This window comes from Streptomyces sp. 4N509B, from assembly GCF_052245655.1.
GTDB lineage: Bacteria > Actinomycetota > Actinomycetes > Streptomycetales > Streptomycetaceae > Streptomyces.
Map to the genome: position 1 here is coordinate 55,332 of NZ_JBQQBZ010000007.1, position 12,253 is coordinate 67,584.

The 12,253-nt window shown below is 72.1% G+C and carries 11 protein-coding genes; 3 read left to right on the plus strand and 8 right to left on the minus strand.

Annotated features, from left to right (window positions below):
• Positions 1 to 109 precede the first annotated feature (109 nt).
• The gene (locus ACTWP5_RS09905; protein WP_443220442.1) at positions 110 to 967 is read left to right on the plus strand and encodes a (2Fe-2S)-binding protein; all 858 of its coding nucleotides are present in this window, start codon (positions 110 to 112) and stop codon (positions 965 to 967) included.
• 90 nt (positions 968 to 1,057) lie between these two features.
• Here the strand turns inward: ACTWP5_RS09905 and ACTWP5_RS09910 are convergent, their stop codons facing one another.
• The 5 genes from ACTWP5_RS09910 to ACTWP5_RS09930 are packed head-to-tail and all read right to left on the minus strand — an operon-like array spanning position 1,058 to position 7,213.
• Positions 1,058 to 2,392, minus strand: coding sequence for an FAD-dependent oxidoreductase (locus ACTWP5_RS09910; protein WP_443220443.1), 1,335 nt, complete (start codon positions 2,390 to 2,392; stop codon positions 1,058 to 1,060).
• A gap of 46 nt (positions 2,393 to 2,438) precedes the next feature.
• Positions 2,439 to 3,254 (minus strand): carbohydrate ABC transporter permease, encoded by an 816-nt coding sequence (locus ACTWP5_RS09915; protein ID WP_443220444.1) that lies wholly within the window; start codon positions 3,252 to 3,254, stop codon positions 2,439 to 2,441.
• Positions 3,255 to 3,264: 10 nt separating this feature from the next.
• Entirely contained in the window at positions 3,265 to 4,290 is a 1,026-nt protein-coding gene (locus ACTWP5_RS09920; protein WP_443220445.1) for a carbohydrate ABC transporter permease, read from the minus strand.
• Positions 4,287 to 5,597 (minus strand): ABC transporter substrate-binding protein, encoded by a 1,311-nt coding sequence (locus ACTWP5_RS09925; protein WP_443220446.1) that lies wholly within the window; start codon positions 5,595 to 5,597, stop codon positions 4,287 to 4,289. Before ACTWP5_RS09925 ends, ACTWP5_RS09920 begins: the two co-directional genes overlap by 4 nt.
• Before the next feature lie 23 nt (positions 5,598 to 5,620).
• Positions 5,621 to 7,213 (minus strand): FAD-dependent oxidoreductase, encoded by a 1,593-nt coding sequence (locus ACTWP5_RS09930; RefSeq protein ID WP_443220447.1) that lies wholly within the window; start codon positions 7,211 to 7,213, stop codon positions 5,621 to 5,623.
• Positions 7,214 to 7,269: 56 nt separating this feature from the next.
• Here ACTWP5_RS09930 and ACTWP5_RS09935 point away from each other — a divergent pair, with 56 nt between their 5' ends.
• Complete coding sequence (locus ACTWP5_RS09935) at positions 7,270 to 8,112, plus strand: helix-turn-helix domain-containing protein (protein ID WP_443220448.1); 843 nt, start codon at positions 7,270 to 7,272, stop codon at positions 8,110 to 8,112.
• A 248-nt stretch (positions 8,113 to 8,360) separates the two neighbouring features.
• A complete protein-coding gene (locus ACTWP5_RS09940) occupies positions 8,361 to 9,431 on the plus strand; it encodes a DUF2637 domain-containing protein (RefSeq protein WP_443220449.1) in 1,071 nt (356 codons plus the stop codon).
• A gap of 69 nt (positions 9,432 to 9,500) precedes the next feature.
• Here ACTWP5_RS09940 and ACTWP5_RS09945 read toward each other — a convergent pair whose 3' ends face one another.
• The 3 genes from ACTWP5_RS09945 to ACTWP5_RS09955 form a co-directional block, all read right to left on the minus strand.
• On the minus strand, positions 9,501 to 10,016 hold the full coding sequence (locus tag ACTWP5_RS09945) for a methylated-DNA--[protein]-cysteine S-methyltransferase (RefSeq protein WP_443220450.1): 516 nt from the start codon (positions 10,014 to 10,016) through the stop codon (positions 9,501 to 9,503).
• Positions 10,013 to 11,647: an AlkA N-terminal domain-containing protein gene (locus tag ACTWP5_RS09950; protein ID WP_443220566.1), complete on the minus strand. Its 1,635-nt coding sequence runs from the start codon at positions 11,645 to 11,647 to the stop codon at positions 10,013 to 10,015. The genes ACTWP5_RS09945 and ACTWP5_RS09950 overlap by 4 nt, the downstream gene beginning before the upstream one ends.
• A 101-nt stretch (positions 11,648 to 11,748) precedes the next feature.
• The gene (locus tag ACTWP5_RS09955; RefSeq protein WP_443220451.1) at positions 11,749 to 12,216 is read right to left on the minus strand and encodes a PPOX class F420-dependent oxidoreductase; all 468 of its coding nucleotides are present in this window, start codon (positions 12,214 to 12,216) and stop codon (positions 11,749 to 11,751) included.
• Between the last annotated feature and the right edge of the window lie 37 nt (positions 12,217 to 12,253).

Genomic DNA, 12,253 nt, shown 5'->3' on the forward strand with positions numbered 1-12,253 from the left:
GAGGGTGCAAACCCCCACCTTTGCTCTCGGCCACGCCTCCACCACGGCTCAGGGCGCGGTCAGATAAGGTAAGGCTTACCTGTCAACGATCACTGGACGGCGCCCGCGCATGAGCCTGCCCTCTCCCGTCCCGAGCACGGCGACCCCCTCGGCACCCACGGGTTCCCCCGTCGCCGCGGCCTACCGCCGGGCCGCCGAGGTCATGCCGACGCTGCGGATCACCGAGGAGCCGCCGCGGTGCGGCGGCGGCTGGGTGCGGGGCAGCGAACTGGCGGCCGGTGGCGCGGTCCTGGCGGCGGTGCTTGCGTGGGAGGAGCGCTCGATCGTCGCGGACCACGGGAGCCGGCCCCGCCCGGACGTCGTGGCGAGCTTCGCGCTCCACCGCTACGCCTGGCCGGTCGGCGTGCTCTTCACCCTCCCGTACTTCCTCCAGCGCCGGGTGCCCCACCTCGCGCCCGAGGACGTCTCCTACCACCGCGAGGACGGGCGGCTGACCGTCGACGTCGGCACCTTCAGCTGCCTGCCGGACGACCCGGCCGCCGAGGACCCCGCGGCACGCGTGGTGCGCGACGATGCCGCGCTGCGCGAGGCGGTGCGGGAGGCCGCGGCGGCGCACCTGGGGCCGGTGATGGCGGCGTTCGGGCCGCGCATGCGGCGAGGGCGACGGGCGCTGTGGGGATCGGCCTGCGACGAGCTGACCGAGGGCCTGTGGTACCTGGGGAACCTCCTCGGCGAGGAGGAGCGGGCGCGGGAGGAGGCCGCCGCGCTGCTGCCCGGGGGGACCGCGCCGTACGCGGGCTCGGCCGCGTTCAGGACGCTGGCGGGGCGCGACGGCCAGCCGCTGGTCACCCGCGACCGCGCCAGCTGCTGCCTGTACTACACGCTGCGTCCCGAGGACACCTGCGTGACCTGCCCCCGCACCTGCGACGCCGAGCGCGTGGCACGGCTGACGGCCACGGCCTCCTAAAGGCTGTCCCGGCCCTGGTCCCGGCCCTGGTCCCGCTCTGCTCCCGGCCCTGGACGCACCGGGCGTGACCTGCTCGCCGGGGAGACGCCCTCAGTCAACGATGGCTCCCGAACTCCTCAGCTCCGCTCTGAGGAGTTCCGGATCGAGGTCGTGGGCCGACGTTCGTTCCATCGCGGCCAGGGCGGCGGCCGTGCCCGCCGCCTGACCGGTCGCCATGGACGGGCTCAGGACCCTCAGCGCCGCCAACGCCTCGTGGCTGGCACTGATGCACCGGCCACTCGCGAGCAGGTTGTCCACCTCCCGTGCCACCAGCGAACGGTAGGGGATGGTGTAGTAGTCGCCGTCGTTCAGGTGCTGCCACCTCGCGCTTCCGCTGTCCGGTTGGTGGTTCTCGACCGAGCTGGCGTTGCAGGCGATCGAGTCGGGGAACTTCCGCCCGGTCAGCAGGTCGGTGACGCTCATCTCGTACAGCCCGGAGATGCGTCGGGTTTCGCGTACGCCGACGTGGTTCGCTATCTGGGCGAGGAAGCAGTGCTCGTACCCGGGCACGTGCGCCCGTAGGAACGACTCCACGAACTCCTCGATCTGTTTCCTGCCCTCCAGTTCGGCCAGGGCCAGCAGTCTGTTGTCGGTGCCCTTGGGGACGTGGATCCGGGTGGCGATGAACGAACGCCATCCCGGCCGGTTGATCACGCTGTTGATCGAGGGGTTGCGCCGCTGGTTCCGCCGGACCACGCCGGACTCCTGCAGGCCGTGCCACAGGTCCACGACCGCGCCGTCGGGTGGCGTTCGGCGTTCGTCGATTCCGGCCACCGAGAAGACCAGCGACATGGTCTGCGTGCGTCCGTCGCGATGGCGGCCCATGGGGGTGGTGAGCCCGGCGAGGCGCGCCACCTGCGCGTCTCCGGTGGTGTCGACGAACATCTCCGCGCGGTAGCGCAGAGCCCGCCCGTCCTTGTTGTAGAAAACGGCGTCGCTGATCCGAACGCCGGCGCGGACCGCGGCGAGCAGCGGAGAGTACGTGAGGAGGGAAACACCGGCCGACTCCAGAAGGTCCCCGAGAACCAGCTGCAACTGTTCGGCGTCCACCGCGATCCAGTCGTGACGCGCGAAGTCGTCGCTGACCGCGTTGCGGTGACGCATCACGTCGAGAATCTCGGTGACGAGACCGCGAACGACCAGGAGGTCGGAGTTCCTGGCGCGTAGCCCGCTGACGGGCAGCCCGGTGGTTCCGTTGCCGCCGACGAACGGAAGGGCCTCGGCCAGCAGCGTGCGCGCCCCCGTCCTGGCCGAGGCGACGGCGGCGCACACCCCGCTCAGCCCGCCACCGACGACGATCACCTGGTAGCTTCCGGCCTCCTCGACGGGAACCTCGACGGCGTGACTGCGCTGCGCTGCGGCATGAGCCGCGGAATGTTGTGTCATCTCCCCATGCCCTGGAACGGAGTAGTTTTCGGGACGTGGAATCACGTCAGCCCTTGATGGCGCCCGCGGTCATTCCGGCGATGAAGTAGCGCTGTAGGAAGACGTAGGCCAGCACCACGGGCGCCGAGGCGATGATCACGCCCGTGAACAGCAGGGGGTAGTTCGTGAGGTATTCGCCCTGGAAGTCGAGCAGGGCGAGCGGCAGCGTCTTCTTGTCCGGATCCGTGACGAGCAGCAACGGATAGAGCACGTCGTTCCAGTGAATAACGAACAGGAAGATGGCGGTCGCCGCCAGGGACGGCTTCGACAGCGGCATGACGATCTGCCGGTAGGTTCGCCACGGTCCGGAGCCGTCGAGGGATGCCGCCTCGAAGATCTCGCGGGGCAGCGACCGCATGAATCCGGTCAGGATGAAGACCGCGATGGGCAGGGTGACGACGATGTGGACCAGCACGAGCCCGACGCGGCTGTCGGTCAGTCCGAGGGAGTGGAACAGCACGTACTGCGGGACCATGTTCGTCTGCGCCGGCACGGCCATGCCGAGGATGAGGAAGGCGTAGACCACGCCTATCAGCCACCCGGTGATCCGCGTGGCGGCATAGGCGGCCAGGCTGGCGAGGAAGAGCGTCAGGACCACGGAGCACAGGGTCACCAGCACGCTGTTGACGAAGGCCGTCGTGAGATCGTCCTTGCCGACGAGTTCCGCGTAGTTGTCGAGCCGCAGCGAGGAGGGCAGCCCGTAGGGAGAGGAGAACAACTCGGGTGTGGTCTTGAAGCTGCCGAGCAGCACGACCGTGAGCGGCACGATCACGATCACCGCGTAGGTGAACAGCATGCCTCGGCGGATCAGTTGATAGCCCATTGCGTATCCTTCACGTCCCTGCCTGGAGGATGCGGACGGCGCGACGCTGTAGGAGTGTGACCAGCGCGATCACGATCATGAACAGGACCGACTCCGCGGCGGCGTAGCCGTACTCCGAGTTGGAGAAGGTGCTGAAGATGCGGGTGGACAGAATGTCCAGGGACGGCTTCGGCGGATTGCCGCTGAGGCCCAGGATCAGGTCGAACGCCTTGAACGACTGGATCGTGGTGTAGGCGACGACGATCGCCGTCGCCGGCGCCAGCAGCGGCCACGTCACGAACCGGAACTGCTGCCAGCGGGAGGCGCCGTCCACCTCCGCCGCCTCGTACAGCTCGCGAGGGATGACCTGAAGGCCGGCGATGTAGATCACCATCATCTGGCCGGTGTGGAACCACACCTGTGTCAGGGCGACGAAGTAGATCGCCTGCTGCGGGTCTCCCAGGTACGAACTGCGCAGGCCGTCCAGCCCCACCGCGTCCAGGCCCCGGTTCGCCAGCCCGAAGCCGGGGTCGTAGACGAACCGCCAGACGAAGGCCACCGAGACCGAGGACAGGATGGTGGGAAAGAAGAACAGCGCCCGCAGGAGGACGGAGGCCCGTGACGTTGCCGCCAGGTACACGGCGAACACCAGCGCGAACAGCGTCTGGAGGACTACCACGGTGAACATGAACCTGAGGTTGTTGCCGAGGGCCCGGGAGAACAGGTCGTCGTCGGTGGCCAGCTGGGAGAAGTTCTCCATCCCGACGTCGCGGTAGGTGTCCTCGTATCCGTTCCAGTCCGTGAGCGCGTACTGGAACGCCTGGACCGTCGGTCCGGCGAAGAAGACGACGTACAACACCAGCGCGGGAATCGGGAACAGCCACAGCGCCGGATGCGTCCGCATCGGCCCACGGGTTCTCCCGAATCCGGCCGTTCGCCGCGGCCGTGGCAGCCGTGGCAGCCGCGCGCGGCGCGGCGTGGTGCGCGGCGGGCCGTCGGCGAGGTGCCGGCCCGTCTCCGGCTCTCCCGAGGGGCGGGGGGTCAACGAGGTCGTCATCGCTGCTGCTCGATCAGATCCTGCGCCTGCTGGGCCGCCTGTTCGGGGTCGGCCCCGCCGAGCACCTCGATGCTCGCGTTGTCCAGGACGCGCCGGATCTCCAGACTGCGCACGGGTACGTGCGGGGCCAGCATCGTCTCGGCGGTGAGCCAGTGCGCCGTCGTCCGCAGGTCGGGGTTGTCGTACTCGACTCCGGTGACGCAGCTGTGCTGCACCGTGCCGTCCGCGTAGGTCTTCGCCACCTCCGGCTCGGTGAGGAACTCCACGAACCTCAACGCCGTGTCCATCTCCTCCGTGTCGGACCGGACCCCGACGACGAAGGACTGGTTGTGCACGCCGACGTACCTCACCTCCTCCCGGGAGACCGTGATGGGGGCGACGAGATCGATGGGGAACTCGGCGCCGGCGTGGCGCACCGCACCGATGTGGAACGACCCGGTGGCGAGCATCCCGGCGTCCCCCCGGGCGAACGACTGCTGGAGCGGCTCGGTGGTGGCTCCCAGGGCCTGCGGCTGCACGTAGGGACGCAGCTCCACGAACTGTTCGAGGGTGCGGAGGAACCAGTCGTCGGTGGCCGCCGCCGTGCCGGCCTCGACACGGGCGAAGCTGTCGGGCCAGGGCGCGTTGTTCATCACCATGGTCTTCAGCAGTTGCCCGGCATTGGCCGGCTCGCCGCCGGGCCAGGCGATCGGCACCACACCCAGCCCGAGCAGCGCCTCGCACAGGCTGAGGAAGCCGTCCCAGTCCGCGGGCTGCTCCGAGACGCCCGCGCGCTCCAGCAGGTCCATGTTCGCCAGGGGCATGTGGAAGATGTGCTGGTACGGCAGACCGAGACGGCGGCCGGCGTCGTCGGTGCTCAGGTCGAGCGCGGACGTGCTCACGCGCGACAGGAAGGTCTGCCGGGAGAGGTCCGTGAACAGTCCCGCACGCGTCATGTCCTGGAACTGAGCGCCCACGAACGCGGCGAACACGTCGCCGACGTTGCCGCTGCGAATGCGTTGTAGCGCGGTCGTGAGGTACGAGCCCGAGGACAGGACGTCCTGGCGTACGGCGGATCCCGGGTTGCGCTCCTGGAAGAGCCCGACGAGGTCGTCGAAGACCTCCTTGTCCTCGGCACGCCAGTGCGCGAACGACAGGGAGCCGTCCACGGGACCGGATCCCACGGGACGGGGAGCGGAGGTCTGCGACGAGGGCTCCTCGCCGGTCGTGCCGGGGGGCGCGCATCCGGCGAACGCGCCGGCGGTGAGTATGCCGGCGCTCATGAGGAAGGCGCGGCGGGTCTGCGGTGACCCGTCAGGTGCGGACATGGCGATCTCCTGTGCTGTGTGGGTCAGTAGCCGTGGACACGGGGCCAGGCGAGCTCCACGCCGGCCGCGACGAGACGTTGCTGGAAGGCGTCGAGATGCTCGGGGCTGGCGCGGACCGCGCGCGGCGGCATCCGATGGGTGGTGCAGTGGGAGACGAGATGTGCCGCGACCTCGCCGACGTTCCACTCCACGAGCGGCATGCGGTACGCGCCGTTGGTGATGTGGGTCGTTCCGATGTTCTTCGCCGCGGGCAGCAGGTTGTCGACCCGGACGGGGAGCAACGCGCCGAGCGGGAGCTGGAACGGGCAGCATCCGATGTCGATGTACGGATCGCCGCCCGTGGAGGGGTGCAGGTCGATGCGGTAGGAGCCGACGCCGACGGTGTCGGGGAAGACGACCGCGCCGTGGTCGCCTCGCACGTCGAGGGCGATGTCCTGTTCGACGACGGTGCGCTCGGCCCTGATGCGTCTGGACTCGCGGACGTAGGGCGCTTTGGCGAGGCCGTCCCTGGTGCCGCCCACGACGTCGCCCCGCAGCCGGAGGCCGGGCCAGCCGGTTCCGCCGTCCGGTCGAGGCGCCGCCGTCTGCAACCAGTACAACAGGCTCAGGCTCAGCGCCCTGGCGCGGCGGAGGTGCTCAGCGGCCTGTTCCTCGGCCACCCCGATGATCGGTCCGCCCCAGTAGTCCGTCTGCGGCCAGTTCACCAGCGTGATGTCGGAGTCGTAGGCGCCGGGTGTGAAGTTGTGCCGGTTGGCGATGCGTCGGAACAGCCACAGCTCCCGGTCGCCCTCGCGGGCGGCGTCGGGTGGCGGGTTCGGGCGAAAGCCGCGTGCGACCGGCCGGCGGGTCTTCGGCTCGGGGGCCACAAAGCTCAGCTGGCCCTCCGGCCAGTCGAGCCACCGTCGGGCGAGGAACTCCTCGTACCCGTCCGGCCTGTCGATGGTGAAGTCCCGCCCGGGGAGATGGTCCAGCGCGAAACACACCGACACGGGCTGCATGTTGAGGGGATCGGCACGCTCCGCGGCGTGCGGCTCCCCGGTGTCGGCGCGTGCTTCAGCGCCCGTCACGTGCTCGACCCCGCACAGGGGGAGCAACTCGCCGGTGTCCGTGGCGTCGACGAACCAGTCCGCCACCACGCTCACCCGCTCGCCGCTGCGGGCGTCGGTCAGGACGACCTCCGCCACGCGGTCGCCGTCCGTGTGGGCGGCGGTGGGCCGGTGCTCCCGCAGCACGCGCAGCCGCCCCGAGGAGAGGAAGGGCGCCAGCATCGCCTCGATCACCGCCACACCGACGCGGGGCTCGAAACACAGGGCGGACACCCGGCCGTCGCCGGGGTTCAGATCCGGCCGCCGACGAGCCGAGTCGACGAGTGGGTAATGTCGCCGATAGTAGTCACGGACGTCGTCCCGCAGCCGGCGATACGTCCGGGTGCAGCCGAACTGCTCGATCCACGGGTGTTCGTCCGGCGGCACCGCCTGGCTGGTCAGGACGCCGCCGAGCCAGTCGGTCTCTTCGGTCACTATGACATTGATCCCCTGCTCGGCGGCGGTCAGCGCGGCGGCCACGCCCCCGAGCCCTCCGCCGACCACCAGCAGGTCTGTACGCAGCGTTAGCATGGCGGTAACCGTAGCGACACCGACAAGGCGGACCAATGGCTGAAATGCGTGATTCCATGTCTGAGCTTGATGTCGGTGTCAGCGGCCCGTTCGGCGTCCTCGGGGCTCGTTTCGGCGAGATCACCTATCCCGCGGGCACCGCGACCACTCCGCAGACGCTGCACGAGGTCCTGTTCGTCATCACCCACCGTGGCGCGATGCGCGCCGAGTTGACGGACATGACGTTCCGGGCCGGGACGGGCGAGGTCGCCCTGTTCCTCCCAGGGGACGTCAGCAGGCTGCGGTTCGACGACGACCAGCTCACCCGGCAGTCCTGGTTCGCCGGTCGGCTGCGGGGGCTCACTCCCGCCATGCGCGCACGCCTGTGGCGCCTGCCACGGAGAAAGGCCGCGTCCTCCGCCGTCACCTATCTCGTCCGCGAGGCGTTGACCTGCGAGCTCACCCACCTCACCGCCGACGGCGCCCTGCTCGACGCGCTCGCCACCGCGATTCTGTTGCGCTTTCTGGCCGAGGTGGAATCCGACCCGAAGCGGTTTCCGCAGTCACTCGAACTGGCCCGCCTGCACATCCACACGAACGTGGAACAGCGGCTCACCCTCGCGGACATCGCGCAGGCCGCCGGCGTCACGCCGCCACACCTCATTCGGTTGTTCCGCGCGCATCTCGGCACGACGCCCATGCAGTACCTGTGGAGCAGACGGATCACGCTCGGAATCGAACTGCTCTCGTCCACCGACCTGTCGGTGGGCGCCGTCGCCGCGCACTGCGGCTTCAGCACCAGCTTTCACTTCTCCCGTCGCATCCGCGAAGCGACCGGGTTGAGTCCGACGCAGCTGCGCCAGGGGCTGACCAGGACGGGTCCGGTGCTGGGGGAACCCGGTTCGCCACCGCCGCACTGACACGGCACGGGCCGGGGTCCGCCCGCCCCCCGAGCGGCTGGGGAGGACGTCGCAGGAGTCGCGGGGCGCCGCAGGCCCGCAGGTCATGGCGGGAGAGCCGTTAGCACAGCGGCCACCGTCGGGAGGCGGGTTCCAGCGGATTCCGCCCGTTGGGGCGCTTTGACCACCCGTTCGCGGCACCTTGCTGACGGAACATCAGCTAGCATCGGCTGCTTCACGGGTGGCGACGGCGGCAGGGGGCCTTCCTCATGACACTTTCCGGCACGGGTCTCGTCTGGGTGCTGGCAGGAGCGATTCTGCTCAGCGGCGCCGCGGTGTCCGCGACACTGCTGGCACGCGGCAGGAAGGAGACGGCGCCACGCGCGGAGGCCGGCGACTCGTGGGAGCGGCTGGAGGCCAGGCGCCTGCGCAGGGAACGCGCCTACGCGGCCGTCTCGTACACGCTGCTGTTCTGCTGCGCCGGGGTGGCCGCGGCCCTGTCGTTCCAGGGCCTGGTGGGCTTCGGCCGGGAGAACCTCAACCTCAGCGGCGGCTGGGAGTACCTGGTTCCCGTGGGGCTCGACGGGGCCGCGATGTTCTGCGCCGTGATCGCGGTGCGCGAGGCCAGCCACGGTGACTCCTCGCTGGGTTCGCGCCTGCTGGTGTGGCTGTTCGCCGGCGCCGCGGCCTGGTTCAACTGGGTCCACGCGCCGCGCGGTGGCGGCCACGCGGGTGCGCCGCAGTTCTTCGCGGGGATGTCCCTGTCGGCCGCCGTCCTCTTCGACCGCGCGTTGCGGCAGACCCGCAGGGCCGCCCTGCGCGAGCAGGGCCTGGTGCCGCGACCGTTGCCGCAGATCAGGCTCGCGCGCTGGCTGCGGGCGCCCCGCGAGACGTACGGCGCCTGGTCGCTGATGCTGCTGGAGGGCGTGCGCACGCTCGACGAGGCGGTGGAGGAGGTGCGCGAGGAGCGGCGCACCAAGCGGGTGCGGCAGGACCGGAAGCGCGAGCAGCGCAGGCTGGAGCGGTCGCGGCTGCGGGCCCTGCGCCGTGGGCACCGCGGGTGGGGGCGGTCGCGGGGGCGGCACGTCGACCTCGCGACGGCGTCTTCGAGCGCCGGGCAGGGCGGCGAGCAGCCGGCGCTGGAGGCCGCGGCGATGCGGCCGGCGCTGCACGGCGGCAGCGGCGCCGGGAGCGGCGGCGGCACGGGGGGCGAGGCGGCGGTCGGTGGCTCCGCGGGGACGAGCGCGGGCCTCGGCGACTCGGGTTCGCTCGGGTACGGCGCCGGCCGGCTCGACTCCCTGGAGGAGAAACTGGCCCGCATCGAGCGGCAGTTCAGCTAGCCGACGGGCGGCCTGAACGCGACGTGCCGGCCGGCCGGCCGACGAGGCGCCGGCCGGCCGTCGCGCGCCTCAGGCCGGGTGGGGCAGCACCCCTTCGAGGGCGAGCAGCCGCCGCTTGCGGTCGAGGCCTCCCGCGTAGCCGGTCAGCGCCCCGTTCGCGCCGACGACCCGGTGGCAGGGGCGGACGACGGTCAACGGGTTGGCGCCGACGGCGCCGCCGACGGCGCGGGCGGAGCGGGCCGGCAGGCCGGCCAGGGCGGCGAGTTCGCCGTAGGTCAGGGTGCGGCCGTAGGGCACGCGGTCCAGCGCGGCCCAGACCCGCTCCCTGAAGTCGGAGCCGCGGGCCGCCAGCGGCAGGGTGAACTCCCTGAGCTCGCCGGCGAAGTAGGCGTCGAGCTGGCGGACGGCCTCGCCGAACGCGGCGGGGTCGCGGCGCCAGCCCGCGGCGACGCGGGCGCCGCCCTTCTGTCCCGGCACCGTCACCGAGGCCAGGGTGCCGGGCTCGGGCGCGGCCAGCAGCAGCTCGCCGAGCGGGCTCGGGTGGGTGGTGTAGAGCGTGGTGGCGTCGGTGCTGATCGTGCTCATCGGGTCTCCGTCGTGAGGTGCGCGGAAGGGGTGGGGGCGGTGCGGACGGTGGGGATCGCGGGGACTGCGGGAACTGTGGGGACTGCGGGACCTGCTGGGGCGTCGAGGGCCGTGGCGAGCCACAGCAGGTGCACGGCGTAGGAGCGCCAGGGGCGCCACGCCTCGGTGGATGCGGCGTCGGCGACGGCGTCGAGGCGGCGCAGCCCGTGGCGGATCCCGGCGTCGCCCGGGAGGAAGACGTCGGGGTCGCCCAGCGCCCGCATCCGCACGTAGCCGGCCGTCCACGGGCCGATGCCGGGCAGCGACAGCAGCGCGCGTTCGACCTCCTCGCGGTCGGCGCCGGGGTCGAGGCGGACCACGCCGTCGCGCAGCGCGGCGCACAGGGTGGTGACGGTCCGGCCGCGGGCGGCCGGCATGCCGAGCCCGGTGAGGTCCGCCCGCGCCAGGGCCGTGACGTCGGGGAAGAGGTGGGTGAGCCCGCCGTCGGGCGCGGGCAGCGGGGAGCCGTGGGCGGCGACGATCCGCGCGGCGAGGGTGCGGGCCGCGGCGACCGTGACCTGTTGGCCGAGGACGGCGCGGACGGCCAACTCCTCCGGCTGCGCGGCGCCCGGGGACCTCAGCCCGGGGTGGGCGGCGACCAGGGGCGCGAGCGTGGGGTCCTCGCCGAGGCGCTCGGCGACGGCGTACGGGTCGGCGTCGAGGTCGAACAGCCGCCGCGTCCGCTGCACGGCGGTCGTGAGGTCCCGCGGGTCGGTCAGCCGCAGCCGGCACGGCAGCCAGCGCGACGCCGGGTGCCGCCGGCCGGCCCCGGGTGGGGCCTCGCCGACCTCGACGACGCCGCTGCCGTGGGGCAGCGCGAGGGTGCGGCGGTAGAGCCGGGCTCCGGGCTCACCCCGCATCTCCTCGACGCCGGGGATGGCCCGCAGCCCGAGGAAGTCGAAGACCTGACGGGCGTCGTACGGGCCCCGGTGGGCCAGGCGCAGCTCGATCAAGCCGGCCGGCGCGCCTCCGTCGTCCGCGCCACCCGCGCCACCCGCGCGGCCCTGGCCGCTCGTGCCGTTGGCGGCGCGGGGACGGCCGGTGGCGGCGCGGAGCTCGCTCGGGGTGCGGTCGTAGACGGCCCGCACCGTGTCGTTGAACTGCCGGATGCTCGCGAAACCCGCCGCGAAGGCGACCTCGGTCACCGGCAGCGCCGTCGTCTGGAGCAGCAGTCGCGCGGTGTGGGCGCGCTGCGCCCGCGCCAGCGCCACCGGGCCCGCGCCCACCTCGGCGGTGAGCTGCCGGTGGACGTGCCGGGCGCTGTAGCCCAGCCGGTCGGCGAGCCCCGCGACGCCCTCGCGGTCCACGACGCCGTCGCCGATCAGCCGCATGGCCCTGCCCACGGAGTCGGCCCGCGCGTTCCACTCGGCGGAGCCGGGCACGGTGTCCGGGCGGCAGCGTCGGCAGGCGCGGAAGCCGGCGGACTGGGCGGCGGCGGCCGAGGGGTGGAAGCGGACGTTCTCCCGCTTCGGTGTCATCGCGGGGCAGCTGGGGCGGCAGTAGATGCCGGTGCTGAGGACGGCGACGAAGAAGACCCCGTCGAACCGCTCGTCCCGGCTGCGCACCGCCTCGTACCTGCTGTCATCGTCCATCACGCCGTCCAGTCTGCGCCGTCGGCTCGGCGGTTCCTAGCGGGAATCGGACATGACGGTCGGCGGGGTCGGCCGGGCCGGCGGCGCCGCTGCGCCCGGGGTCAGGAGGGCGCGAGCCGTGCCGGGAAACCACCGGTGGCGACGGGCCCCCAGCGGCGCGGGGTGACGCGGATCAGCGCCTTGCCCTGCCGGACCATGGCCTCACGGTACTCGTCCCAGTCCGGGTGCTCGCCGGCGATGGTGCGGTAGTACGCGACGAGCGGCTCGACCGCCTCGGGCACGTCGAGCACCTCGGCCGTGCCGTCGATCTGCACCCACGGGCCGTCCCACTCGTCGGACAGCACGATGACGCTGACCTCGGCGTCGCGGCGGGCGTTGCGGGTCTTGGCGCGCTCGGGATAGGTGGAGACGACCACCCGGCCCTCGTCGTCCACGCCACAGGTCAGCGGCGATCCCTGGACCGATCCGTCGGCGCGGTGGGTGAGCAGGATCGCGCGGTGGCGGGGACGCACGAACTCCAGCAGCTGCTCCCGGTCGACCCGGGTGGTGGTGGCGATCGAAGGACTCATGGTCGAGAGCCTAGGCTCTCGCGGCCCGCCCGGGGGT